Here is a 23,314-nt window from a genome sequence, read left to right on the forward strand (position 1 = left end):
GCTGGGCCGGTTGCGCTACCGCTTGGGCCGGAATGGGGGAGACGGCGCATGGCCTATGAGATGATCCTGGCGGAGATTCAGGGCCGCGTCGGCCTGATCACCCTGAACCGCCCGAAGGCGCTGAACGCGCTGTGCGACCAGTTGATGACGGAGCTGGGGGAGGCGCTGCGGGCATTCGACGCCGATCCGGCGGTGGGTGCCATCGTGGTGACAGGCTCCGAGAAGGCCTTCGCGGCCGGGGCCGATATCAAGGAGATGAAGGATCGCGATTTCCCGGCGGTCTATTTCGACGATTTCATCGGCAAGCGCTGGGAAGACGTGCTGCGCATCCAGAAGCCGGTGATCGCCGCGGTGGCGGGCTTCGCGCTTGGCGGCGGCTGTGAACTGGCCATGATGTGCGACCTGATCCTGGCCGCCGACAACGCCAAATTCGGCCAGCCCGAGATCAATCTGGGCATCATCCCCGGCGCCGGCGGCAGCCAGCGGCTGACGCGGGCGATCGGCAAATCCAAGGCGATGGAGATGATCCTGACCGCGCGCATGATGGATGCGGCGGAGGCGGAGCGCGCCAATCTGGTGGCCCGCGTGGTGCCGGTGGCGGATCTGCTGCCGGAGGCGCTGAAGCTGGGCGAGAAGATCGCCAGCCTGTCCGCACCCTCCGTCGCCATGGCGAAGGAAGCGGTGAACGCCGCCTTCGAGACAACGCTGAAGGATGGCGTGCGGCTGGAGCGGCGGCTGTTCCAATCCCTTTTCGCCACCGAGGATCAGAAGGAAGGCATGGCGGCCTTTGCCGAAAAGCGGAAGCCGGTCTTCCGGCACCGCTGATGCGCCTGTTCACGCGGCCCGCCTGTTCACGCGGCCCGCCTGTTCACGCGCCCCGGCTGTTCACGCGCATTGACTCTCCGGCGCGACCAGGGGTAGTAACCGCGCCTTCGCTGGTGGTCCGATCCGCCAGCACCCGTAACTTTTGACTGGTCAGATAAAGACGCCATGGCGAATACGGCTTCCGCGCGCAAGCGCATCCGTCAGACCGAGAAGCGCACGGAGCGCAACCGTTCGCGCCGTTCGCGCGTGCGCGGCTTCCTCCGCAAGGTTGAACTGGCCATCGCGGGTGGTGACAAGTCCGTAGCGCAGGAAGCGCTGCGGGCCGCGCAGCCGGAAATGCAGCGCGCCGCCGACAAGGGCGTGTTTCACGACAACACCGTAGCCCGCAAGCTGTCCCGGCTTTCGGCGCGCATCAAGGCGCTGGGCGCAACCGCCCAGGCCTGAGCCGGTTGGTCGCCCTGCCATGAGCGCGGGGCTGGCTTGCCGAGGACCGACATCCATTTTTGTGATACAAACACCAGGCAGCCTGTCACTATGATGGGCCGCTTGTTGTTTTTGTTGTAAGATATGTCGGTCGCGCTGAGGTAACTACTTGGTCCGCAGCCGCCTCACTTTCAGAATCCCCCAGTAATCATTTGCGCCAACTAAGCGCGTCGCGGTAACTTCCGGATGGGCGTGCTCATCCCTCGGGAGCCGCGCGCCCGTCTTTCCGGCCGGGTTCTCCGCAGCCGAACGGTCAAATGCACAGCGCCCGCAAGGGCCCACGAGGTTGGCAGGTGCATCACATGGAGCATGCGGTCGGCCCGTCGTCTTCGTCCTCTCCCACCCAGTTGGCGGAGGTCTGGGCGCGCATTCGGGGTAGGCTGAAGGAAGAGGTTGGCGAGGTCGAATACCGCACCTGGCTGCGGCAGATGACCCTGGCCTCCGTGCAGGGTGAGGAAGTTGTCGTGCTGCTGCCCACGCGCTTCCTGCGCGACTGGGTGCGTGGCCATTACGGCGACCGCCTGCGCGCCTTGTGGCAGGCCGAATTGCCGGCGGTGCGGCGCCTCGAATTCCGCGTCATGCCCGAAAACCGGGTCGCGGAGGCGCGACCGGCCCAGGATAGCCGGGCCCAGGATCATCGGCCGGAACAGGGCCAACAGGCAGCGCCGCAGGACCATGTGGTGGCGGAATCGCTGCGTTCCGGCGCGGCGACGGCCGGCAAGCCTAACCGGATCACGGCCCGGCATCTGGCCGCGGAACCGCATGAGGCTCAGTCCGGCCTCGCGGAGCCGCTCGGTCGCGTGGCGGAACCGCGTGCCGGCGATGCCCGCGGCGACTGGGCCGCGCCGCTCGACCCGCGCTTCACCTTCGACACCTTCGTGGTCGGCAAGCCGAATGAATTCGCCTATGCCTGCGCCCGCCGCGTGGCCGAGCGCCCGGCCAGCCCGGGCTTCAACCCGCTGTTCCTGTATGGCGGCGTCGGCCTTGGCAAGACGCATCTGATGCATGCCAGCGCCTGGGCCATCCGTGACCATGGCGCAGCCGATGGGCGCCCGCCGCTTTCCGTTGCGTACATGTCCGCGGAAAAATTCATGTACCGCTTCATCGCGGCGTTGCGCAGCCAGAGCACGATGGAATTCAAGGAATCGCTGCGCTCCGTCGATGTCCTGCTGATCGACGACCTGCAATTCCTGATCGGCAAGGACAATACGCAGGAAGAATTTTTCCATACGTTTAATGCACTCGTCGATGCCGGCAAGCAGATCATTGTATCCGCGGACAAATCGCCGTCCGATCTGTCCGGTATCGAGGACCGGCTGCGGACCCGGCTGGGCTGCGGCATGGTCGCCGACCTGCATGCCACCACCTACGAGCTCCGCATCTCCATCCTCCAGGCCAAGGCGCAGACTCAGGGCGTGCCGGTGCCGCCCAAGGTGATGGAGTTCCTCGCCCACAAGATCACCTCCAACGTCCGCGAGCTGGAGGGCGCGCTGAACCGGCTGATCGCACATGCCAACCTGTTCGGCCGATCGGTAACGCTGGAGGGCGCGCAGGAGGTGCTGCACGACATCCTCCGCGCGCATGACCGCCGGGTGACGATCGAGGAAATCCAGAAGCGCGTGGCGGAACATTACAATATCCGCCTGACGGACATGTCCTCCCCCCGCCGGGCGCGGGCGGTGGCGCGGCCGCGGCAGGTGGCGATGTACCTGGCCAAGCAGCTCACCAGCCGGTCCTTGCCGGAAATCGGCCGCCGCTTCGGCGGGCGCGACCACACCACCGTGATGCATGCCGTCAGCCGGGTGGCGGAGCTGATGCAGGCCGACAGCGCCTTCGCCGAGGATGTCGAGCTGCTGCGCCGGATGCTGGAAACCTAGGCAGCCTTCCAACAGTGGGTTGCCGGCTGCTCGCCGGCATGGTCATTCTCCCGACCAATGGACGCCGCCACGGACCTCGCCCCGCTGCTATCCGCCGTCGCCGCCGGAGACCGGCAGGCTTTGCGCACGGTGTATGAGCGGCAATCCGTGCGCCTGTTCGGCGTGGCCAACGCCATATTGCGGGACCGGGATGCGGCGGCCGATGCGTTGCAGGACGCCTTCCTCCGCATCGCCCACCGCGCGCACCAATTCGACCCGTTCCGCGGCACGCCGGAGGCCTGGCTGGCCGCCATCGTGCGCTATGCGGCGCTGGACATGGCACGCGCACGCGGGCGGGAAATCCCGACGGATGATCCCGCGCTCGGCGACCAGCCGGTGGAGGCGGAGGCGCTGGAGCGGGTCTCGGCCAGCGCCGAGGGTCGCCGCCTGCACCAGTGCCTGGCAACGCTGGAGGAGCGCAACCGGCGCGGCATCGTGCTGGCCTTCGTGCATGGGCTGAGCCATGCGCAGATCTCGGCCAGGCTGGAACTGCCGCTGGGCACCGTGAAGGCCTGGATCCGCCGCGGATTGCTGCGCCTGCGGGAGTGCCTGGCATGACGCCGCACAGCCTGAACCCGGGCATGACGCCCGAGGACCGCGACGCGCTGGCCGCCGAATACGTGCTCGGCACGCTGGAAGCGCGGCAGGCGGCGGCGGTTGCCGCGGCGCTGCCCACCGACGCCGCGCTGGCGGAGGCCGTGGCGCAATGGGAGGCGAGGCTGGCGCCGCTGACCGCCCTGGCGCCACCCGAAGCCCCGCCGCCCGGGCTGTGGGACCGCATTGCGGCGGCGCTGGACCCGGTACCGGCTGCGAAGCCGCGGCAAAGCTGGGTTGCGGGCCTGCTTGACCCGTGGCGGATCACCGCCATCGGCGGCACCGCGCTGGCCGCGGGCCTTGCCGCCTTCATCCTGCTGCAGCCGGAACCGGCGCCGCGGCTGATGACCGTGCTGCTGACGGAACAGGACCAGCCGGCCTGGCTGGTGGAGGCCGATGGCGGCGGCATTCGCCTGGCCTCCCTGAACCCGCGCCCGGCGCCGGTTGGCCGCGCCTTGCAGCTCTGGGCGCTGCCGCAGGGTGAGACGGCGCCGACCTCGCTCGGCCTGATCCCGGCGGAGGGGCGGATCAGTGTCGCGCCCAGCACCATCCGCCCGAGCCCGGGGATGCTGATCGAGATCACGCTGGAACCGCCGGGCGGATCGCCGATCGGCCGGCCAACCGGGCCGATCCTGTTCATCGGCCGCCTGGCGCCCGCCACGGGAAGCTGAAGCCGCAGCTTTTTTCTGCCGCCCCTGCATCCAGCCGCATCCATCCTCCGTAACGCCAGCAGCAAGGCCGCCAAGCCATGCCCCGAAACGGAGAGAAAACCGATGTCGAAGACCCTTCGCACCGCCCTGGCCACTGCCACCCTGCTGGCTGGCGCCGCCGCCGGCGCCCAGGCCGCGACCCTGATCGGGCTGACCGCCGACAACACGCTGGTCCGGATCGACAGCGAAACCCGCCGTGCCGAAGCGCCCATCCGCATCACCAGCACCGATGGCCGCCTGCTCGGCATCGACCAGCGGCCGCAGGATGGCCGCCTGTATGGCGTGACGGAAAGCGGGCAGATCGTGACCATCGACCCGATGGATGGCCGCGCCACGCAGCTCTCCCGCCTCAACATGCCCTTCGAAAGCGGCGGGCGTGCGGTGGTGGATTTCAACCCGGTCGCCAACCGCCTGCGGCTGATGGGCCTGAGCGGGGTGAATTTCCGGGTGAACGTCGATACCGGCGAGGTGGTCCGCGACGGCCAGCAGAAATACATGGATGGCTCGCCGCAGGCCGGCACCGCGCCGCGCATCACCGCCGGCGCCTACACCAACAGCGTGGCCCCGCCCGCCGGGGCGCCGGCGGCTGGCCAGCCGGGCGCGCCGAGCACGGCGCTCTATACGATCGACACGCTGCTCGGCAGCTACAACCTCCAGGCGCCGCCGAATGATGGCGTGCAGCAGGTGAAGGGCATGCTGGGCAGGAGCCTGCCGGTGTCGGTGGGGTTCGACGTGCTGTCGGATGGGCAGGGCGGCAACAGGGGCTTCGTGCTGGCTGGCGGCACGCTGCACAGCATCGACCTGGCCGAGGGCAGGCTGACGGAATTGGGCGCCGTGGCCGGCCTGCCGGCGGTGGAGGTGCTGGATATCGCCGCGATGCGGTAATTCGTCACAGGCGCAACCACCGTCGCCATGCGGGCTTGCGTGGCGGCGGTGGGGCAGCCGGGTCGTCCGGGTGGCAATCCTGCCGGACCTGCGTGCCGGCGAGATGCGCCGCATGGCGCGCCGCCAGCCTTTCGGCGAAGGCTTCCGCCTCCGCCGGGGGCGGCGCTTCGCAGCGCGCGGTCAGCACGCAGGCGGCCTGGCGCGCATAGCCGGCCTCCACATCGTCCCGCCACTTGGGGTAGCGCCCGGCTTCCAGCATCGCCAGCGTCTCCGGCAGCCCGCGCACGCGGCCGCCGCGGCCTACCCAGGTCACGCCCAGCCCGGTGGCCTCCAGCATCTGGAACAGCGCCAGCATCTCGTTCCACAGCCAGGTGTCGTAGTTCAGCGCCTCATCCAGATGGATCGCGACGCCGGGCTGCAGATGCGGTGCCAGCGCGTCCAGCACGGTCCAGGCGGAGGAATGGATGTCGCAATCCAGATTCACCAGCGCCACCGGCGCATCCAGACGGGCGACGAAGGGCGGCACCGTGTCCTCGAACCAGCCGGCATGGAAGGTGCAGTTGCGCGGCAGGCGCGGCGCGGCGGACAGGCTGAAATCCATCCGCCAGTCGCGCCGTCCATCCTCGGGGAAGCCGCGCAGGCTGTCGAAGCCATGGAAGGCCCGGCTGGGCTGGCGGCGCGCGGCGTGGCGCAGACTGGTGCCCTTCCACACGCCGAATTCCAGCCCCAGACCGGGGCGGTCCGCCACGGCATCCAGCGCGGTATCTAGCACCCGGTGCCGCCCGCCTTTGGCCGGCGGCAGGGCAGCAAGCTGCGGCAGGCTGGTCAGCAGGAAGCTGGCGTAGCGCAGGAAGGAGACGGGAAACTCGGTCATGGCGGCCACTCTGCCGCGATTTTCGTTGCGGGACCACGCCGCAGGACCAGCATTGGCCCTGGACAAGCCCCGCCGCATGCGGATTCTCCTGGGCGGATCGGGGATATATTCGGGATGCGGATGCTGGTGCTGGGGGCGGGCGCGCTCGGCGGCTATTTCGGCGGACGGGCGTTGGAACGCGGCCTGGACGTGACCTTCCTGGTGCGTCCGGCGCGGGCGGCGGTGCTGGCGCGGGATGGGCTGCGGGTGCGGAGTGCCTTCGGCGATATCAACCGGCCCGTGGTGACCACGCTGGCGGCCGGGCCGGGCTTCGATGTCGTGCTGCTGTCCTGCAAGGCCTATGACCTGGACAGCGCCATCGCCGCCATCCGCCCGGCGGTGGAGGCCGGTGCCTGCGTGCTGCCGATCCTCAACGGCATGGCGCATCTCGCCGCGCTGAACGCCGCCTTCGGGCCGGCGCAGGTCTGGGGCGGCCTGGCGAAGTGCGCCGCGACGCTGACGGCGGATGGCGTGGTGCAGCATCTGGGCGACTGGCACTGGCTGACCTTCGGCGAGCAGGACGGCCGCATGGATGGCCGCGCTGCCGCATTGGCCGCCGCGCTGGGGGAGGCGCCGGGCCTGGTGGCGCAGGCGGTGCCGGATATCGAAAGGCGGATGTGGGAGAAGCTGGTGCATCTCGGCACCGTCGCCGCCGCCACCGTGCTGATGCGCGCCAGCGTGGGGGAGATTGTCCGCGCCGGCGGCACGGATTTCTTGATGACGCTGCTGGACCGCAACGCCGCCATCGCCGCGGCGCAGGGCCATGCGATGTCGGACGGCTTCATGGCCAGCTACCGCATGCTGTTCGCCGACCCCGCCAGCCCCTACACCGCATCCCTGTTGCGGGATCTGGAAGCCGGTGGGCGGACGGAGGCGGACCATATTCTTGGTTATCTGGCCACGGTCGCAGCCAGCGCCGGCATTCCCGCGGAGTTGCACGAAATGGCCCATCTGCATGCCCGCGCCTACGACCAGCGGCGCGCCGCCGGACGGCTGCCATGACGGATCGCGTCACCCTTTCCTCCGGCCAGGTCACCGTCGTGGTGAAGTCGCAGGGCGCGGAGCTGGCCAGCCTGCGGGACGCCACAGGCCAGGAATTCCTGTGGCAGGCCGGGCCGGAATGGCCGCGGCATGCGCCGGTGCTGTTCCCCATCGTCGGCCGGGTGCGGGACGACACGCTGCGCGTCGGCCACGAGCTGTACCCGATGGGCCAGCACGGCTTCGCCCGCGACAGCCGCTTCGAGCTGCTGGAACAGGGCGCCGAAAGCTGCCGCTTCCTGCTGGTGGACAGCGCCGCGACCCACGCCGCCTACCCCTTTGCCTTCCGGCTGGAGGTGGCCTACGCGCTGCATGGCGCGTCGCTGACCGTGACGCATACGGCGCACAACCCGGGTGAGGGCACGCTGCCCTTTTCCATCGGCGCGCACCCCGCCTTCCGCTGGCCGCTGCCCGGCGCCGGAGCCAAGAACGCGCACCGGATCGAGTTCGAGCAGGAGGAATCCGGCCCCGCCTGGCGGCTGGATGAGAACGGGCTGATCGACGCCACGCCGCAACCCTTTCCGGTGCATGGCCGGAATCTCGGGCTGCGGGAGGATCTGTTCCGCCCCTCCGCCATCATCCTGCTGAACCCGGCCAGCCGCCGCCTTCGCTACGCCGCGCCGGGCACGAAGGGGCTGGAGGTGACCTGGCAGGGGTTCTCGCATCTCGGCCTGTGGATGAAGCCCGGCGCCGAGTTCCTCTGCATCGAGCCCTGGGCGGGCTACGCCGATCCGGCGCAGTTCTGGGGGGACATCTGGGCCAAGCCGGGGATGGAGATGCTGGGTGCGGGCGAAAGCCGGCGCTTCATGTGGCGGGTGAGCCTGGGCTGATCCTGCCATCCTCTTGCGCGATGGGGGCGGGGGGGTATGGTCCGGCGCATCGCGTTCCGAAGGAAAGCTCCAGCATGGCCGACTACGTGATTCCGCCGCTCGCCCAGGCCTCCATCCCGGTGAAGGGCGGCGGGTCCTTCCCCGTGCGCCGCATCTTCTGCGTCGGCCGCAACTACGCCGAACACGCCATCGAGATGGGCAGCGACCCGACGCGGGAGCCGCCCTTCTACTTCACCAAGCCGGCGGACGCCGTGGTGATCAACGACGCCGACATGCCCTACCCGCCCGCCAGCAAATCCCTGCACCATGAGATGGAGCTGGTGGTCGCGATCGGCACCGGCGGCGTGGATATCAGCCAGGCGGATGCGCTGAAGCATGTCTGGGGCTATTGCTGCGGCCTGGATATGACGCGGCGCGATTTGCAGAACGAGGCGAAGAAGACCGGCCGCCCGTGGGACATGGGCAAGGGTTTCGACAAGTCGGCGCCGATGGGCCTGCTGGTGCCGGCCGGCGATTTCGACCCCTCCAAGGGCAAGATCGAGTTGCGGGTGAACGGCAAGGTCACCCAGACCTCGGATCTGTCGAAGCTCATCTGGTCGGTGCCGGAAGTGATCGCCAACCTCTCCGGCCTGGTGCGGCTGGAGCCGGGCGACCTGATCATGACCGGCACGCCGGAAGGCGTGGCCGCCGTGAACAAGGGCGACCTGCTGGAAGGCATGGTCGAGGGCGTCGGCACGGTGACCGTCAAGATCGTCTAAGTGATTCCCCCTCCCCCGTTCTTACGGGGGAGGGTCGGGGTGGGGGCAAGCCACCTGACCCAGCTCGAACGCAGGCCGCATGACCCTTCGCATCGTCACCTGGAACATCAACTCCGTCCGGCTGCGCCTGCCGCTGCTGGCCGATCTCGTCACCGCCCTGGCACCGGACGTGATCTGCTTGCAGGAGACAAAGTGCCCCGACGAATTCTTCCCGCATGAGGGCGTCGCTGCGCTCGGCTACGAACACCGCGCCGTGCGCGGGATGAAGGGCTACAACGGCGTCGCCATCCTCTCGCGCATCCCCTTCACGCGGCGTGACGGCGTGGACCCGGATTGGTGCGCCAAGGGCGATTGCCGACACATCGCGGTGGAGCTGGACGCACCCGGCGGCCCGGTGGAGCTGCATGATTTCTACATCCCCGCCGGCGGCGACATCGCCGACCGGGAGAAGAACATCAAATTCGCCCACAAGCTGGATTTTGTCGCGGAGGCCACCGCCTGGTCCGCCGCGCGCCATGCCGCCGGTGGATTTCGCCGTGCCGTGCTGGTCGGCGATCTGAACATCGCGCCGCTGGAGCATGATGTCTGGTCGCACAAGCAGTTGCTCGACGTCGTCTCCCACACGCCGATCGAGACGCAGGCGCTGACGGCGATGATGCAGGCGGGCGGCTGGCACGATGCGCTGCGGCATTTCGTCCCGGCGGACCAGAAGCTGTACACGTGGTGGTCCTATCGCGCGGCGGATTGGCGGGCCTCGGATCGTGGGCGGCGGCTGGACCATGTATGGGTCTCGCCCGACCTCGCCGGCAGCCTGGTTGGCCATACCGTGCTGAAGGATGCACGCGGCTGGACCCAGGCATCGGATCATGTGCCGGTGCTGGTGGAGATCGCCGCCTGAAGGGAGAAACACGCCATGCGGATCGGCATCGATAGCTACTGCTACCACCGCTATTTCGGCGATTGGTATGAGGGGCTGCAACGCGACCCCGGCCGCCGCATCGACGTGTTCGACTTTCTCGACATCGCGCAGGGCCACGGTGTGGAAGGCGTTTCGCTGGAGGCCGTGTACATCCCGGAAGATGACGCGACGCTCGGCCGGCTGGCGGATCGTGTGGCGGAACTCGGCATGGAGCCGGTCTGGGCCTGGGGGCATCCGGATGGGCTGCGCTCCGGCACCGACGAAGCGGCCGCCGAGGATCTGCTGCGCCATATCGGCATCGCGAAGCGCGTCGGCGCCACGGTGATGCGGATCTGCGCCGGCAGCCGCCGCACGCGCCCGCTCGATTGGGCGCAGCACAAGGGAAAACTCGTCCCGATGCTGCAACCCTTGGCGGAGGCGGCGGCGCGGCAGGGCGTGGTGCTGGCGGTGGAGAACCACATCGATCTGCTGGCGGATGAGATGGTGGAGATCATGCAGGCGGTGGACAGCCCCGGCCTCGGCGTCTGCCTGGATACCGCGAACAATTTGCGGATGTTCGAGGAGCCGGTGGCGGTGGCGGCGAAGCTGGCGCCCTATACCCGTGCCACGCATGTGAAGAACATCACCACCCAGCGCGGCGACCCGCGCAGCTTCGCCTTCTGGCCGAGCGTGCCGCTGGATGTGGGGCTGGTGGATATCGAGGCGGTGCTCGGCCATCTGCGCGCCGCGCACTATACGGGGTTGCTGGCGCTGGAGATCGACTACCTCGCCCCCGCCTATGGCGAGGAGGAGGAACCGCAGATCGCGCGCAGTTTAAAGTGGTTGCGCAGCGTGGTGTGACAGGAAGGCCCGCGCCTCCCGCACCATCGACACGCCGCGCGCCCGCGCCGGGACGCGCAGCGCCAGCGCCGCCTCCGGCACCTCCAGGCTGATCGGCAGATGCGCCGGCATGGCGCGGATCAGAGCCGCCAGGTCCAGCCCGCCCTGGCCTGGCCGCAGCCGTTCGGCGCGGGCCTGGTGCAGCAGATCCTCCAGGCTGGCGGGCTGCGCGGCGGGGGCGTCGCAGAGTTGCCAGTAGTGCAACCAGTCCGGGCGAATCGTGGCGAGGTCCGCCAGCGTGCTGCCGCTGCGGTCGAAGTGGATCGGGTCCACCAGGATGCCGGCATTCGGCCGCTCCACCTGCGCCAGCAGCGCCACCGCCGCCCGCACATCCGGCACCGCGGTCCAGGGCATGAATTCGAGGTCCGCCGTCAGGCCATAGGGTGCGGCGGCGTCGCAGAAGCGGGCGTAGCTGTCGGCGAGCCGCGCCGGTTCCTTGTCATAGGCCGCGACCAGGATGGCCTTGGCGCCGAGCCTGGCGCCGGTTTCGAAGAAGGATGTGAAGGCGGCGATATCGGTCTCCGGCTCAATGCGGACAATCTCGATGTCGAAGACCTGCACGCCGGTATCCGCGATGCGCCGCAGCGTTTCCCGCAGCAGCGGCGCATCCGTCATCAGCGGGTAGAAGGGCGTGTCCGGCAGCACCGGGATCATGCGGATGCCGACGCAATCGGCGCCGGCCTCCGCGGCGATGGAGATCAACTCCGGCGGTGGTGTCTCCATCAATGTGAGCTGGGCGAGGCCGAGGCGATGCGTCATGTCTCGATCCCCGCGAGTCGGCGGCCGGCGATCCAGCCAAAGGTCATGGCGGGGCCGAGGGTGATGCCGCCGGCGGGATAATGCCCGCCCATCATGCTCGCCATGTCGTTGCCCACGGCGGTGAGGCCCGGGATCTGCGCGCCCGCCGCATCCAGCACCCGCGCCGCCGCATCCGTCCGCAGCCCGGCGAAGGTGCCGAGGCTGCCGGGCACGATCTTCACGGCGTAGAAGGGGCCGCGGTCGATCGGCGCGTTGCAGCGCCCGGCTTCGCCCTGCATGCGTTCATAGGGCGTGGAACCGCGGCCGAATTCCGGGTCCTCGCCGTTCCTGGCCGGGCCGTTGTAGCGCGCGACGGTGGCCTCCAGCGCCGCGCCATCGATGCCGCAGGCGGCGGCCAGTTCCGCCAGGCTCGCGCCGCGTTGCAGATAGCCGGAGCGCAGATGCGCGCCGATCGGCAGCGGTGCCGGCTTGACGAAGCCGAGGCCGTAGCGGCGCAGGAATCGGTGGTCGCAAATCAGCCAGCAGCACACTTCCTCCGGCGGCTGCACCGCGGCGAACAGGCCGCGCATCATGTCGTGATAGGCGCGCGCCTCATTGGTGAAGCGCACACCGCGCGCGGTGACGGCGATGACGCCCGGCTTGCCGCGCTCCACCAGATGCGGGAAGTGGCCCGCCGTCCCATCGGCATGCGGCACGCGGGAGACAGGCGCCCAGGCGCCGGCATCCGGGAAATCCCGCGCCACGGCGCCGCCCGCGGACTCCCCCAGCCGCAGCCCATCGCCCGCATTGCCGCGCGGTGCGGCGGAGAAATGCGCGCCGTTCGGGGCATGCGGGAACATGGCGCGGATGCGGTCCGCCTCATGCGGGAAGCCGCCACAGGCCAGCACCACGCCGCATCGCGCGGTGACGGGCACGGCCACGCCGCCACGCCGCAACACGGCGCCACGCACCGCGCCATCCTGCATCAGCAGGCCTTCCGCGGGCGCCGATTCCCACAGCGCCACGCCGAGATCCTGGGCGGATTTCAGCAGCCTCGCGGCCAGCGCATTGCCGTTCACCAGATGCATCCCGCGCCCATGACGCAGCCGGTCCCAGCCATGCCGCACCAGGCGCCGCGCCGCATGCAGGGCGGATCGCGGGGAGCGTGTCGCCGTCATGAAGCGCCGCAGATCCTCGCCGGAGGCGATGCCCATGCCGGCCAGGCTGAGCTCCGCCAATGGCGGCCGCAGCCGCTGCACCAGCGGCCCGAGCGCCCGGCCATCGAAGGGCGCGGCGCAGACGGAACGCCCGCCGGTTGCCGCCCCCGGCGTGTCGCCATGGAAATCCGGGATGGCATTGCCGGCAATGAACTGCACCGCGGTGTGGTCCGCGAAGAATTCCACCATGCGCGGCGCCGCGTGCAGGAAGGCCTTCACCTTCGCCGCGTCGAACTGGTTGCCGAGTTCGTGCCGCAGATAGGTTCGTGGCTCGGACACATCCTCGATGATGCCAGCGGCGATGGCGAGCGGGTTGCGCGGCACCCACATCCAGCCGCCGGACCAGGCGGTGGTGCCGCCGAACACCGGCGCCTTCTCCGCCACCACCACGCGCAGCCCGTGGAAGGCCGCCGTCACCGCCGTGGCCAGCCCGCCGGCGCCGGAGCCGATGACGAGCACGTCGCAATCCTCACTCATGGCGCGGCGCGCAGCAGCGGGGAGGCATGGCTCGCCTGCGCCAGTTCCGCCGCCGCCACCAGCAGCGCCGGCCCCAGCGCCGCCATGCGCGCGGCATCGAGGCGGGAGGCCGGGCCGGCGATGCTGACCACGCCGATCGCCTGGCCCGGCGGCGCACGCACCACGGCGGCGAGGGCGGCGGTGCCCGGCGCACTGCTTTCGGTGACGCAGGCAAACCCTTGCCGCCGCGCCTCCTCCAGCCGCGCCAGCAGGGCGGGCACGTCGCGCGGCGCCTGGGGGCCGAGCTGCGCGGCCTCGCCGAAACCCTGCGCGGTGACAAGGGCCAGCGCCTCCGCCTCCGGCAGCGTCGCCAGCCAGGCCTGGCCATTGGCGGTGGAGGCCAGATGCGCTTCCGCGCCATTGTCGGGGTCGTAGCGCAGCCCGGACCGCGCGCCCTGCGCCTTGGCCACCCAGACCAGGCGGCCGTCGCGTATGACGCCGAGGCGAACCAGTTCCCCGGTTTCCGTCGCCAGGCGGTCCAGCACCGGCTGGGCGATGTCCGGGATGCCGGATTCCGCCAGGAAGGTCAGGCCGAGGCTCACCAGCTTCAGGCTGAGCGCATAGGGCCCGCCATCCTGGCCCTGGCGGACATAGCCCTGCCGCGCCAGCTCCGTCAGCAGCCGGTGCGCGGCGCTGCGCGGCATCGCCAGCCGGTCCGCCAGCACCGCCAGCGGCAGACCCTCCGGCGCACGGGACAGCGCCTCCAGCAGCCGCAGGGACCGGGCGAGCACGGTGGTCATGGCGCGCGCGCCGTGGCTAGCTGCGGGGACAGGAGGAAACCAACATGCTCGAAGCCCTCAGCGGTGCCACGCGGCTTTTCATCATCATCGGTGACCCGATCGCGCAGGTGCAGTCGCCCGGCGGCATCACGCGGGATTTCGCGGCACGGGCGCGCGATGCGGTGCTGGTGCCGGCGCAGGTTTCGGTGGCGGCGATGGATGATTTCATCCGGGGCGTGTCGCTGGCCGGGAACCTGGATGGCATCGTCGTGACGGTGCCGCATAAATTCAGCGCCTTCGCCCATTGCGCCAGCACCACGGATCGCGCGGGCTTCCTGCAATCGGTGAACATCATGCGCCGCAACGCGGATGGCACCTGGCATGGCGACATGACGGATGGCGTCGCCTTCGTCGGCGGCATCCGCCAGGCCGGCTGCGTGCCGGAGGGCAAGCGCGCCCTGATGGTCGGCGCGGGCGGCGCCGGCACCGCCATCGCGCTGGCGCTGCTGGAAGCGGGCGTGTCGGAACTCGCGATCCATGATGCCGATACGGCGCGGCGGGACCGTCTGCTGGGGCGCCTTGCCGGGCGTGGCGCGGCGAAGCTGGTGGCGGGCAGCGATGATCCCACCGGCTACGATCTGATCGCCAACGCCACGCCGGCCGGCATGAAGCCCGGCGATGCGCTGCCGCTGCGTGCGGATCGGCTGACGCCGGCGATGTTCGTGGGTGAGGTCATCACCAGCCCGGAGGTCACGCCCCTGCTCACCGCCGCCCGCGCGCTGGGCTGCGGCACACAGACCGGCATCGGCATGTTCGCCGCCGGCCGCTCCATGATGGTGGATTTCCTGCTGCATACCTAACCCTGAGCCGCATGGCGCGCGGCGAGGAAGCCGAAGGTGATCCCGGGCCCGATGGTAATGCCCGGCCCGGGATAGGCGCCGCCCATGATCGAATGCATGTCGTTGCCCACGGCATAGAGGCCGCCGATCGGCTGGTTCGCCTCATCCAGCACCTGCGCGTGGACATCCGTGACCAGCCCGGTCGCCGCGCCGATATCGCCGGGCAGCAAGCGCACCGCGTAGAAGGGCGGCATGGCGATGGGGCCGAGATTGGGGTTCGGCTGCTGCGCGGCATCGCCATTGGCGCGGTGATAGGCGGTGCTGCCGCGGCCGAATTCGGGGTCTTCCCCGCTTGCGGCGTAGCGGTTCATCGTCGCCACGGTCTGCGCCAGCCCGGCCGCCTCCACGCCGAGCTTTGCCGCCAGCGCCTCCAGCGTCGGCGCTTCGGTCAGGTAGCCATCCGCAAGGTAAGGCGCCAGGCCGCTTCCGCCGGGGCGCACCATGCCCAGGCCGTATTTCCGCAGCGCAACTGCATCCGCGACCAGGAAGCAGGGAATGGTCGGCACCGTGGCGTGGCTGGCAAACATGGCGCGGGCGAACAGGTGGTAGCTGGTCGCCTCATTGACGAAGCGGCGGCCGGCGGCATTGACGGCGACGGTGCCGGGCTTGCCGCGGTCCAGCACGAAATGCGGGAAGACGGCGGTGCTGCCATCGGCGCGGGTCCGGGTGGAGACCGGCGCCCAGAAGGCGTTGTCCATCCCGCCCTCCCCGTAGCGGGCGCCGATGGCGAGCGCCAAATCGTGCATCTCCCCGGTATGGCCGGGGGCGGCGGGGCTGTGGGCGGGGGTCGGCGTGTGCAGCATCTCCGCCCGCCGTGTCGGGTGCCGGCCGAAGCCGCCGGTGGCCAGCACTACGCCGCGCCGCGTTCGCACCTGCCGCCTTGTGCCGTGCTGGTGCAGCATCAGGCCGGTGATTCGGGCGCCGTCGCGCAGCAGGGCTTCCGTCTTCGTCTCGGTCAGCATGTCCACGCCGCGCCGCGCCAGCTCATGCAGCAGCCGTCCGACCAGCGCATTGCCCATCACCAGCCGCGTGCCGCGCCTGTGGCGCAGCCGGTCCGACGCATGGCGCGTCAGCAGGCCGAGCGCGTGGCGGGCGGAGCGCCAGGATTTCCGCAGGCCGAGCAGATGGCCGATATCGTCGCGGTCCACCATCATGCCGCCAAGAATGGTGAACTCCGGGATCGGCGGTCGCAGCAGCGGGAATAGCGTGCCGAGCTTGCGGCCATCGAAGGGCAGCGGCTCCAGCGCCCGGCCGCGCAGCGTCGCCCCGGGGATTTCCTGGATGTAGTCCGGGTGCAGCGGGCGGGCGCGGAATTTGACCTGTGTCTCCGCCTCCAGCCGGGCGATGGCCTGCGGGCCGGCATCCAGGAAGGCCTGGCGCAGCGCCCGGCTGGCATGATTGCCCACGGCGTGGTCGAGGAATTCGGCCGCCTGGGCGGGGCTGTCGCCTTCCACGGCGTGCTGCGTGTTGGGAATCCAGGTGGTGGCGGCGGACAGCGCGGTGGTGCCGCCCAGGAATTCCGTGCGCTCCACCAGCAGCACGCGCAGCCCATCCAGCGCCGCGAACAGCGCCGCCGCCATGCCGGCACCGCCGGCGCCGAGCACGATGAGGTCGTACTCCGCATCCTCCGGCAACTGGCCGAGAGCCTGGTGCATGCGCTGTTCCCACCCGATTGCCGGAATCGTTAGGGGGTTCCATTCTGGAATGCAATTCCAGTAGCGTGCCGCCGTAGGTGCAGCGCCCCGTCTGGAAAGACGCGGCCAGCCGTGCCAGCCTGCGTCCAGGAAACGAAGACGCCACCAAAGGGGGGAAAAGAACCATGATGCATCGCAGGATGTTGCTCGGTGGGCTTGCGGCCGCGCCGCTGCTGGGCGCTACCGCGGCCCGCGCCCAGGCCTTTCCGGCGCGCGACCTGCTCGGCGTGATCCAGTGGGGCGCCGGCGGCGCCACGGATGTCACCGGGCGCGCGGTGACGCCGCATGTTGAAGCGGCGCTCGGCCAGAAGATCGTGCTGCAGAACCGCACCGGCGGCACCGGCGCGATCGGGCTGACCTATGTGCATGGCCTGCCATCGGATGGCTACACGCTGCTGTACGGGGCGGAGAATCCGCTGCTGTACAAGGTGCTGAACATCTCCCAGCTCGACTACACCAATTTCACGCCGATCTGCCTGCTGGCGCGCAGCGTGCCGGTGATCGTGGCGAACAAGGACAAGCCCTGGAACACGCTGAAGGAGCTTGTGGATGACATGAAGCGCAACCCTGGTCGCATCCGCATGGCCAGCACCGGCCCGGGCGGCCAGGCGCATGTCGTCTCCACCATGATCGCCTCCACCGGCGCCTTCCGCCACATCTCGGTGCCCTTCGATGGCGAGGGCCCGGGGCTGACGGCGTTGCAGGGCGGGCATGCGGATTGGATGACGGTGGGCTCCGGCGCGGTGGCGGAGCATGTGCGCGCCGGCCGCGTGAAGGCGCTGGCCGTGTTCAACGAGACGCCGCTGCCGAGCCTGCCCAACGTGCCGCCCGCGACGGCGGATTTCCCGGAACTGGCGCGGCTGATGCCGTGGGGGTCCTTCTACGGCGTCTGGGCGAAGAAGGACATTCCGGATGCGGCGCGGGAGAAGCTGGTGGCGGCCTTCCGTACCGGCACGGCGAACCCGCAATTCACCCAGTTGATGACCGGCAACGGCAATGTGGTGATGAACACCTCCGGCGCCGAGGCCGAGGCCTTCCTCGCCCGCTGGCAATCCGTCACCGCCTGGATCCTGCAGGAGGCCGGCGCCGCGCGCACCGACCCGGCGACGCTGAACATCCCGCGCCCGTCCTGACGCGATCCGCACGCCGCCGCTGGCAAGGAGTTCTTGATGCATGACCAGCGCCGGCGGCGGGAGCCGGGCGAGACCCTGTTCGGCTATGTGCTGCTGTTGATGAGCCTGGCCGTGATGGCGGAGGGCCAGCGGTTGCGGGGCTTCGAGGAGGTGAGCGCGCCGGGCATCACGCCGCTGGCGGCCGGCGTGGTCATGGCGCTTTCGGCGCTTCTCATCATCCTGCGGACCCGCACCCTTGTCCCAACGGAGGCAGGCTTCGCCACGCGCATCGCGCCGCGCGACGTCGCGCTCTCCGTGCTGATGATCGGCCTCTACATGGCGCTGCTGGAGCCGATCGGCTTCCACATCGCAACCTTCGCCTTCCTGTCCGCGCTGATCCTGTATCTGCGGCGCGGCGGGCTGGGCTTCGCGCTGCTGGTGGCGCTGGTCTCCGTGGTCGCTGTGCATGTGGTGTTCCGCATGGTCTTCACCGTGGTGCTGCCGCAGGGCTGGCTGTTGCGCAGCGTCTTGCCGCCGGGGTGGCTGCTGTGACGGAGCAGATGGGCTTCTTCCTGCTGTCCTGGCTGGATCCCTCCCTGCTGATGCTGACGGCGGCGGGCACGCTGGCGGGCATATATATCGGCGCCATTCCCGGCCTGTCCGTCACCATGGCGGCCTCCATCCTGATCTCCTTTACCTTTGCCTGGGAGGTGAATGCGGCGCTGGCGCTGATCGCGGGCGTCTTCACCGGCGGCGTCTATGGCGGATCACGCTCCGCCATCCTGCTGAATATTCCCGGCGCACCGGCGGCCATCGCCTCCGCACTCGATGGCTACCCGCTGGCGAGGCGCGGGGAGGCCGGGGTGGCGATCGGGCTGTCCACGGTGATGTCGGTGCTCGGCGGCTTCATCGGCGTGATCGCGCTGGCGGTGGCGGCCCCGGTGATTTCCGAGTTCGCGCTGCTGTTCGCGCCGAGGGACTACCTGCTGCTGGCGGTGATGGGGCTGCTGCTGGTGGGCACGCTGTCCGGAGAATCGCTCGCCAAGGGGTTGTTCGCCGGGGCGCTGGGCATCGCGCTCGGCATGGTGGGGCTGGACCCGATGACGGCGGAGGGGCGCTTCACCCTCGGCACCGTGCAGCTGATGGCCGGCATTCCCTATGTCGCCGCCATGATCGGCTTCTTCGGCGTGTCGGAGGCGCTGGTGCAGCTGCACAATCTGCGCATCAAGCCGGTGAAGCAGGATGTGTCCCGAATCATCCCGCCCTGGCGGCTGATCCGGAAGTACCTGCCGCTGTCGCTGCGGAGTTCGTTGATCGGCGTGGTGATCGGCGCGCTGCCGGGCACGGGCGGCGATATCGCGGCGCTGATGGCCTATGACCAGGCGAAGCGCACGGTGAAGAACCCGTCCCGCCCCTTTGGCGAGGGGGCCTATGAGGGGTTGATCGCGCCGGAATCGGCGAACAACGCCGCGGTGGGTGGCGCCTATGTGCCGATGCTGACGCTGGGCATCCCTGGTGATGCGGTGACGGCGGTGATCCTCGGTGCGCTGTTCATCCACGGGCTGAAGCCCGGCCCGATGCTGATGATCGAGACGCCGCATCTGTTCTGGTTCACCGTCGGCAATCTGGCGCTGGCCAACATCTTCCTGCTGGTCTTCGGCCTGACGGGAATCCGCGCCTTCGCCAAGCTGGTGGAATGCCCGCCCTCCGTGCTGATTCCGCTGATCCTGGTGCTGTCCGTGGTGGGCACCTATTCCATTCAGAACAGCGTGGTGGATGTGTATTTCATGCTGGGCTTCGGGGTCTTCGGCTATCTGCTGAAGATGTACGGCTTCCAGGTGGGGCCGGTGATCCTGGGCATGATCCTGGGGCCCTTGATCGACGTGTCCTGGCGGCGTGCGGTGATCTCGGTGGGGGATGACCTAGGCTTCCTGGTGGAGGAGGCGGTGGCCAGCCCGCTGACCCTGGGGCTGATGGCCTTCATGGCCTTCCTGTTGCTGAGCCAGGTGCCGCTGCGGGCCCTGTGGCGCCGGCTGCGCGGCTAACGCCAGGCGCCGGGCCGCCCTCCAGGGCCTTGGCTCGCCTGAGCGCAGGCGGCCGCAGGTCGGGTAGATCGGCGGTTGAACCTCAGACCGGCAGCGGCGCCTCCGCGATCACCTCCTCGATCACCGCATAGGTGTGGCTGGACTTCACGCCGGGCAGGCTGAGCAGCACGTCGCCGAGAAAGCGGCGATACGCCGCCATGTCCCGCACCCGCGCCTTCACCAGATAGTCGAAGCCGCCGGCAACCATGTGGCATTCCAGAACCTCCGGCACCCGCTTCACGGCGATGGCGAAGCGGTCGAAGGCGTCGGGGGTGGTATGGTCCAGGCTGATCTCGACGAAGACCAGCAGGCCGAGCCCGATCCGCGCCGCATCCAGCCGTGCACCCCAGCCGGTGATGAAGCCCTGGGCCTGGAGCCGCCGCAGACGCTCGGAGGCGGCGGAGGGGGACAGGCCGATCCGGGCGGCAAGCTCCGCCACCGTGGCCCGCCCATCCCGTTGCAACAGCGCCAGCAGGCGGCGGTCGATGCGGTCGATTTCGTCGTCCATGGAGCGTTCCGCCGTTGATCCGGCGGTTATAAGACCAAAATTCCCGCTCCATCCACGGCCGCCGGCACGGCATGCTGCGCGCCATGTTCCAAGCCCCCTATGCCCCCTCCGAGGAAGCCGCGCGCGCCGCGCTGCTTGCCGCCGCCCCCACCCCCCGGCCGGAGGCGGCGCCGCTGGCGCTGGCCCTGGCGCAGGCCGCCCGCGATGGCGGTGGGCCGCTGGCGGTGGAGGAAATCCTGCGCGGCTGGCCGCTTTCCACCCGCGAGGGCCTGGCCCTGATGGCGCTGGCGGAGGCGCTGCTGCGCGTGCCGGATGACGCGACGGCTGATGCGCTGATCGCGGAGAAGCTGGCCGAGGGCGACTGGCGCCACCATGCGGAGGGTTTTGCCTCCGCCGCCTCCGGCTGGGCGCTTGCCATGGGGGCGCGACTGGTTGGGCGTGGCGAGACGCCGGGTGGCGTGCTGGCGCCGATGGCGCGGCGGCTCGGCGTGCCGGCGGTGCGGCAGGCGGCGCGGCAGGCGGTGCGGCTGATGGGCGGTCAGTTCGTGCTGGGCGAGAACATCGCCGATGCGCTCGGCCGTTCCGCCAAGGGCACGCGGTATTCCTATGACATGCTGGGGGAGGGCGCGCGCAGTGCGGCGGATGCCCGAAAATATCTGGGCGCCTATCACGCCGCCTGCGCGGCGATCGGCCGCGCGGCGCAGGGCAGCCTGCCGCAGCGGCCGGGCCTGTCCGTCAAGCTGTCCGCTATTCATCCGCGGTATGAGGCGGTGTCGCGGGACCGGGTGATGGCGGAGCTTGTGCCGGATCTGATTGAACTGGCGCAAGCGGCGCGGGCGCATGATCTGAACCTGACGCTGGATGCCGAGGAAGCGGACCGGCTGGAGCTGCCGCTGGAGGTTTTTGACAAGCTGCTGACGGAGCGATCGCTCGCCGGCTGGGAAGGGCTTGGCCTTGCCGTGCAGGCCTATCAGAAGCGGGCGGGCGCGGTGGTGGGGTGGCTCGCGGACAGGTCCGCGGCGACCGGGCGGCGGCTGATGGTGAGGCTGGTAAAGGGCGCGTACTGGGATGCGGAGGTCAAGCGCGCGCAGGAACGGGGCCTCGATGATTTCCCGGTCTGGACCCGCAAGGCGGCGACCGACCTCGCCTGGCTGACCCAGGCGGACGCACTGCTCGATGTGGCGAGACAGGGCCGACTCTTTCCGCAGCTTGCGACCCATAATGCGGCGAGCATCGCGGAGGCGCTGGCACTGGCGGCGGCGAAGGGTGTGGGCACCGATCGTTTCGAGTTCCAGCGCCTGCACGGCATGGGCGGCGCGCTCTACGCGAAGCTGGCCGAGAAGCGGCCAGATGCGGCGCTGCGGATTTATGCGCCGGTCGGCGTGCATGAGGATCTGCTGGCCTATCTGGTGCGGCGCCTGCTGGAGAATGGCGCGAATGGCGGCTTCGTCGCGGCGGTGGCGGATGACTCTCTGCCGCTGGAGCGGCTGCTGCGCCACCCCTCCGTCGCGCTGGCGGAAGGCCCACCACGCCATCCGCGGGTGAAGCGCCCGGCCGCGCTGTTCGAGGATCGCCCGAACAGCAAGGGGGTGGAGTTCGGGGATCGTCGCGCCCTGGCCGCGCTGGTCGCCGCCCGCGATGCGGCGCCGGCGCTGGCGGAGGTGCCGCCAGTCGATCCCGCCACGGCCATGGCGCGCGCCGAGGCTGCCTTCCCCGCCTGGAACGCCACACCCGTCGCGCAACGTGCCGCGGTGCTGCGCCGCACGGCGGATGCACTGGAATCGGACTGGGGAAAGTTCATTGCGGCGATCCAGGAGGAAGGGTTTCGCACGCTGGATGATGCGCTGTCCGAACTGCGAGAGGCCGTCGATTTCTGCCGCTTCTACGCAAATGAGGCGGAGCGCCTCGCCACGCCCACGGCGCTGCCCAGCCCGGTCGGCGAAAGCAATCTGCTAAGCCTGTCGGGGCGCGGTGTGTTCCTGTGCATCTCGCCGTGGAATTTCCCGCTGGCAATCTTCCTCGGCCAGGTCGCGGCGGCGCTGGTGGCGGGCAATGCCGTGGTGGCGAAGCCGGCGCCGCAGACACCGCGCATCGCGGGCCTCGCGGCACAGGCGCTGCGGCAGGCGGGGCTGCCGGCGGATGCGCTGGTGCTGGTGCCGGGTGGTGCGGAGGTGGGCGCGGCGCTGGTCGCGCATCCGGCCACTGCCGGCATCGCGTTTACCGGCAGCACCGCGGCGGCCCGCACCATCAACCGCGCCATCGCGGCGAAGGATGGGCCGATCGTCCCGTTGATCGCGGAAACCGGCGGGCTCAACGCCATGGTGGTGGATGCGACGGCCCTGCCGGAACAGGTGACCGACGATGTGCTGACCAGCGCCTTCCGCTCCGCCGGCCAGCGCTGTTCCGCGCTCCGGCTGTTGTGTGTGCAGGAGGAAGCGGCGGACCGCATGCTGGCGATGATCGCCGGCGCGGCCCGTGAATTGAAACTGGGCGACCCGCGCGATCCGGCGACGCATGTCGGCCCGCTGATCGACGCGCAGGCCAAGGCGCGCATCGAAGCCTGGCTCGCGAAACTGCCGGAGGGCGCGCGGGAGGTGTTTCGCCATCCCACTACGGAAACCGGCAATTTCCTTGCGCCGCGCATCGTCGAACTGCGCCGGGTGGAGGATCTGACGCAGGAGGTCTTCGGCCCCGTGCTGCATGTGGTGCGCTGGCGCGGCACGACGGAAGCGGCGCTGCTGCGCTCGCTCGGCGGCACCGGATATGGGCTGACGCTGGGCGTGCAGAGCCGGCGCGCGGGTTTTGCCGTGCGGGTGGCGCAGGCGGTGCCGGCGGGGAATGTCTATGTGAACCGCAACATGGTCGGCGCCGTGGTCGGCAGCCAGCCCTTCGGCGGGCAGGGACTGTCCGGCACCGGGCCCAAGGCGGGCGGGCCGCACTACCTGCCGCGCTTCATGGTGGAACGGGTGGTGACGGTGAACACCGCCGCGGCGGGCGGCGATGCGGCGCTGCTGGCGGAGGGAGAATAGACGCGGAACGACCGATTCATGTCGTTTTCAGGCAGGTCATGTCGCCGC

At 69.9% G+C, this 23,314-nt stretch carries 22 protein-coding genes; 16 read left to right on the top strand and 6 right to left on the bottom strand.

All coding sequences use genetic code 11. The features are described from left to right. Positions 1–48: 48 nt before the first annotated feature. The 6 genes from ACFHNC_RS01525 to ACFHNC_RS01550 all read left to right on the top strand — a co-directional run bounded on the left by ACFHNC_RS01525 (position 49) and on the right by ACFHNC_RS01550 (position 5,413). Positions 49–825: an enoyl-CoA hydratase gene (locus ACFHNC_RS01525; RefSeq protein WP_437167435.1), complete on the top strand. Its 777-nt coding sequence runs from the start codon at positions 49–51 to the stop codon at positions 823–825. A gap of 165 nt (positions 826–990) precedes the next feature. Beyond that, complete coding sequence (rpsT, locus tag ACFHNC_RS01530) at positions 991–1,269, top strand: 30S ribosomal protein S20 (protein ID WP_437167436.1); 279 nt, start codon at positions 991–993, stop codon at positions 1,267–1,269. Between the two features lie 341 nt (positions 1,270–1,610). Continuing rightward, on the top strand, positions 1,611–3,185 hold the full coding sequence (gene dnaA / locus ACFHNC_RS01535; protein ID WP_437167437.1) for a chromosomal replication initiator protein DnaA: 1,575 nt from the start codon (positions 1,611–1,613) through the stop codon (positions 3,183–3,185). A 57-nt stretch (positions 3,186–3,242) separates the two neighbouring features. After that, positions 3,243–3,782 (top strand): sigma-70 family RNA polymerase sigma factor, encoded by a 540-nt coding sequence (locus tag ACFHNC_RS01540; protein WP_437167438.1) that lies wholly within the window; start codon positions 3,243–3,245, stop codon positions 3,780–3,782. Then, positions 3,779–4,489: an anti-sigma factor gene (locus ACFHNC_RS01545; RefSeq protein ID WP_437167439.1), complete on the top strand. Its 711-nt coding sequence runs from the start codon at positions 3,779–3,781 to the stop codon at positions 4,487–4,489. The genes ACFHNC_RS01540 and ACFHNC_RS01545 overlap by 4 nt, the downstream gene beginning before the upstream one ends. Before the next feature lie 102 nt (positions 4,490–4,591). After that, on the top strand, positions 4,592–5,413 hold the full coding sequence (locus ACFHNC_RS01550; RefSeq protein ID WP_437167440.1) for a DUF4394 domain-containing protein: 822 nt from the start codon (positions 4,592–4,594) through the stop codon (positions 5,411–5,413). A gap of 4 nt (positions 5,414–5,417) precedes the next feature. On the opposite strand, the gene ACFHNC_RS01555 is transcribed toward ACFHNC_RS01550, so the two are convergent. Further along, positions 5,418–6,287: a class I SAM-dependent methyltransferase gene (locus ACFHNC_RS01555; protein WP_437167441.1), complete on the bottom strand. Its 870-nt coding sequence runs from the start codon at positions 6,285–6,287 to the stop codon at positions 5,418–5,420. A gap of 114 nt (positions 6,288–6,401) precedes the next feature. Here ACFHNC_RS01555 and ACFHNC_RS01560 point away from each other — a divergent pair, with 114 nt between their 5' ends. The 5 genes from ACFHNC_RS01560 to ACFHNC_RS01580 all read left to right on the top strand — a co-directional run bounded on the left by ACFHNC_RS01560 (position 6,402) and on the right by ACFHNC_RS01580 (position 10,711). Beyond that, positions 6,402–7,328: a 2-dehydropantoate 2-reductase gene (locus ACFHNC_RS01560; RefSeq protein WP_437167442.1), complete on the top strand. Its 927-nt coding sequence runs from the start codon at positions 6,402–6,404 to the stop codon at positions 7,326–7,328. Then, positions 7,325–8,194, top strand: coding sequence for an aldose 1-epimerase family protein (locus ACFHNC_RS01565; RefSeq protein WP_437167443.1), 870 nt, complete (start codon positions 7,325–7,327; stop codon positions 8,192–8,194). The genes ACFHNC_RS01560 and ACFHNC_RS01565 overlap by 4 nt, the downstream gene beginning before the upstream one ends. A 74-nt stretch (positions 8,195–8,268) precedes the next feature. Then, a complete protein-coding gene (locus ACFHNC_RS01570) occupies positions 8,269–8,952 on the top strand; it encodes a fumarylacetoacetate hydrolase family protein (RefSeq protein WP_437167444.1) in 684 nt (227 codons plus the stop codon). Between the two features lie 79 nt (positions 8,953–9,031). Next, a complete protein-coding gene (locus ACFHNC_RS01575; RefSeq protein WP_437167445.1) occupies positions 9,032–9,850 on the top strand; it encodes an exodeoxyribonuclease III in 819 nt (272 codons plus the stop codon). Positions 9,851–9,865: 15 nt separating this feature from the next. After that, entirely contained in the window at positions 9,866–10,711 is an 846-nt protein-coding gene (locus ACFHNC_RS01580) for a sugar phosphate isomerase/epimerase family protein (RefSeq protein ID WP_437167446.1), read from the top strand. Here the strand turns inward: ACFHNC_RS01580 and ACFHNC_RS01585 are convergent. From ACFHNC_RS01585 to ACFHNC_RS01595, 3 genes are read right to left on the bottom strand one after another with little or no spacing between them, the layout of a single operon-like run. Next, positions 10,685–11,509 carry a sugar phosphate isomerase/epimerase family protein gene (locus tag ACFHNC_RS01585; protein WP_437167447.1) on the bottom strand — a complete coding sequence of 275 codons (825 nt, stop codon included), beginning with the start codon at positions 11,507–11,509 and terminating at the stop codon, positions 10,685–10,687. The genes ACFHNC_RS01580 and ACFHNC_RS01585 overlap by 27 nt on opposite strands. Beyond that, positions 11,506–13,182, bottom strand: a complete 1,677-nt coding sequence (locus ACFHNC_RS01590; protein WP_437167448.1) for an FAD-dependent oxidoreductase — start codon at positions 13,180–13,182, stop codon at positions 11,506–11,508. Before ACFHNC_RS01590 ends, ACFHNC_RS01585 begins: the two co-directional genes overlap by 4 nt. Beyond that, positions 13,179–13,961: an IclR family transcriptional regulator gene (locus ACFHNC_RS01595; RefSeq protein ID WP_437167449.1), complete on the bottom strand. Its 783-nt coding sequence runs from the start codon at positions 13,959–13,961 to the stop codon at positions 13,179–13,181. Before ACFHNC_RS01595 ends, ACFHNC_RS01590 begins: the two co-directional genes overlap by 4 nt. Before the next feature lie 44 nt (positions 13,962–14,005). On the opposite strand from ACFHNC_RS01595, the gene ACFHNC_RS01600 reads away from it, so the two are divergent. Next, positions 14,006–14,800, top strand: a complete 795-nt coding sequence (locus tag ACFHNC_RS01600) for a shikimate dehydrogenase family protein (protein ID WP_437167450.1) — start codon at positions 14,006–14,008, stop codon at positions 14,798–14,800. Here the strand turns inward: ACFHNC_RS01600 and ACFHNC_RS01605 are convergent. Beyond that, a complete protein-coding gene (locus tag ACFHNC_RS01605; protein WP_437167451.1) occupies positions 14,797–16,494 on the bottom strand; it encodes an FAD-dependent oxidoreductase in 1,698 nt (565 codons plus the stop codon). The two genes, ACFHNC_RS01600 and ACFHNC_RS01605, sit on opposite strands and share 4 nt — an antisense overlap. Positions 16,495–16,658: 164 nt before the next feature. Between ACFHNC_RS01605 and ACFHNC_RS01610 the strand changes: the two genes are divergently transcribed. Genes ACFHNC_RS01610 through ACFHNC_RS01620 form a run of 3 tightly spaced genes read left to right on the top strand, consistent with a single transcriptional unit; the run spans position 16,659 to position 19,690 of the window. Further along, positions 16,659–17,666 carry a Bug family tripartite tricarboxylate transporter substrate binding protein gene (locus ACFHNC_RS01610; RefSeq protein ID WP_437167452.1) on the top strand — a complete coding sequence of 336 codons (1,008 nt, stop codon included), beginning with the start codon at positions 16,659–16,661 and terminating at the stop codon, positions 17,664–17,666. Positions 17,667–17,702: 36 nt separating this feature from the next. After that, positions 17,703–18,197 carry a tripartite tricarboxylate transporter TctB family protein gene (locus ACFHNC_RS01615; protein WP_437167453.1) on the top strand — a complete coding sequence of 165 codons (495 nt, stop codon included), beginning with the start codon at positions 17,703–17,705 and terminating at the stop codon, positions 18,195–18,197. Continuing rightward, positions 18,194–19,690 (top strand): tripartite tricarboxylate transporter permease, encoded by a 1,497-nt coding sequence (locus tag ACFHNC_RS01620; RefSeq protein ID WP_437167454.1) that lies wholly within the window; start codon positions 18,194–18,196, stop codon positions 19,688–19,690. The genes ACFHNC_RS01615 and ACFHNC_RS01620 overlap by 4 nt, the downstream gene beginning before the upstream one ends. Positions 19,691–19,772: 82 nt before the next feature. Here the strand turns inward: ACFHNC_RS01620 and ACFHNC_RS01625 are convergent, their stop codons facing one another. Further along, a complete protein-coding gene (locus ACFHNC_RS01625) occupies positions 19,773–20,237 on the bottom strand; it encodes an Lrp/AsnC ligand binding domain-containing protein (protein WP_437167455.1) in 465 nt (154 codons plus the stop codon). An 83-nt stretch (positions 20,238–20,320) separates the two neighbouring features. Between ACFHNC_RS01625 and ACFHNC_RS01630 the strand changes: the two genes are divergently transcribed. Then, positions 20,321–23,266, top strand: a complete 2,946-nt coding sequence (locus tag ACFHNC_RS01630) for an L-glutamate gamma-semialdehyde dehydrogenase (protein ID WP_437167456.1) — start codon at positions 20,321–20,323, stop codon at positions 23,264–23,266. Positions 23,267–23,314 lie beyond the last annotated feature (48 nt).

It is taken from the genome of Falsiroseomonas sp. E2-1-a4 (assembly GCF_051433165.1).
Lineage (GTDB): Bacteria > Pseudomonadota > Alphaproteobacteria > Acetobacterales > Acetobacteraceae > Falsiroseomonas.

Excerpts from the sequence above, each read along its gene's own strand:
- ACFHNC_RS01525 (WP_437167435.1), top strand. The coding sequence starts at position 49 with ATGGCCTATGAGATGATCCTGGCGGAGATTCAGGGCCGCGTCGGCCTG.
- rpsT (WP_437167436.1), top strand. The coding sequence starts at position 991 with ATGGCGAATACGGCTTCCGCGCGCAAGCGCATCCGTCAGACCGAGAAG.
- dnaA (WP_437167437.1), top strand. The coding sequence starts at position 1,611 with ATGGAGCATGCGGTCGGCCCGTCGTCTTCGTCCTCTCCCACCCAGTTG.
- ACFHNC_RS01540 (WP_437167438.1), top strand. The coding sequence starts at position 3,243 with ATGGACGCCGCCACGGACCTCGCCCCGCTGCTATCCGCCGTCGCCGCC.
- ACFHNC_RS01545 (WP_437167439.1), top strand. The coding sequence starts at position 3,779 with ATGACGCCGCACAGCCTGAACCCGGGCATGACGCCCGAGGACCGCGAC.
- ACFHNC_RS01550 (WP_437167440.1), top strand. The coding sequence starts at position 4,592 with ATGTCGAAGACCCTTCGCACCGCCCTGGCCACTGCCACCCTGCTGGCT.
- ACFHNC_RS01555 (WP_437167441.1), bottom strand. The coding sequence starts at position 6,287 with ATGACCGAGTTTCCCGTCTCCTTCCTGCGCTACGCCAGCTTCCTGCTG.
- ACFHNC_RS01560 (WP_437167442.1), top strand. The coding sequence starts at position 6,402 with ATGCGGATGCTGGTGCTGGGGGCGGGCGCGCTCGGCGGCTATTTCGGC.
- ACFHNC_RS01565 (WP_437167443.1), top strand. The coding sequence starts at position 7,325 with ATGACGGATCGCGTCACCCTTTCCTCCGGCCAGGTCACCGTCGTGGTG.
- ACFHNC_RS01570 (WP_437167444.1), top strand. The coding sequence starts at position 8,269 with ATGGCCGACTACGTGATTCCGCCGCTCGCCCAGGCCTCCATCCCGGTG.
- ACFHNC_RS01575 (WP_437167445.1), top strand. The coding sequence starts at position 9,032 with ATGACCCTTCGCATCGTCACCTGGAACATCAACTCCGTCCGGCTGCGC.
- ACFHNC_RS01580 (WP_437167446.1), top strand. The coding sequence starts at position 9,866 with ATGCGGATCGGCATCGATAGCTACTGCTACCACCGCTATTTCGGCGAT.
- ACFHNC_RS01585 (WP_437167447.1), bottom strand. The coding sequence starts at position 11,509 with ATGACGCATCGCCTCGGCCTCGCCCAGCTCACATTGATGGAGACACCA.
- ACFHNC_RS01590 (WP_437167448.1), bottom strand. The coding sequence starts at position 13,182 with ATGAGTGAGGATTGCGACGTGCTCGTCATCGGCTCCGGCGCCGGCGGG.
- ACFHNC_RS01595 (WP_437167449.1), bottom strand. The coding sequence starts at position 13,961 with ATGACCACCGTGCTCGCCCGGTCCCTGCGGCTGCTGGAGGCGCTGTCC.
- ACFHNC_RS01600 (WP_437167450.1), top strand. The coding sequence starts at position 14,006 with ATGCTCGAAGCCCTCAGCGGTGCCACGCGGCTTTTCATCATCATCGGT.
- ACFHNC_RS01605 (WP_437167451.1), bottom strand. The coding sequence starts at position 16,494 with ATGCACCAGGCTCTCGGCCAGTTGCCGGAGGATGCGGAGTACGACCTC.
- ACFHNC_RS01610 (WP_437167452.1), top strand. The coding sequence starts at position 16,659 with ATGATGCATCGCAGGATGTTGCTCGGTGGGCTTGCGGCCGCGCCGCTG.
- ACFHNC_RS01615 (WP_437167453.1), top strand. The coding sequence starts at position 17,703 with ATGCATGACCAGCGCCGGCGGCGGGAGCCGGGCGAGACCCTGTTCGGC.
- ACFHNC_RS01625 (WP_437167455.1), bottom strand. The coding sequence starts at position 20,237 with ATGGACGACGAAATCGACCGCATCGACCGCCGCCTGCTGGCGCTGTTG.
- ACFHNC_RS01630 (WP_437167456.1), top strand. The coding sequence starts at position 20,321 with ATGTTCCAAGCCCCCTATGCCCCCTCCGAGGAAGCCGCGCGCGCCGCG.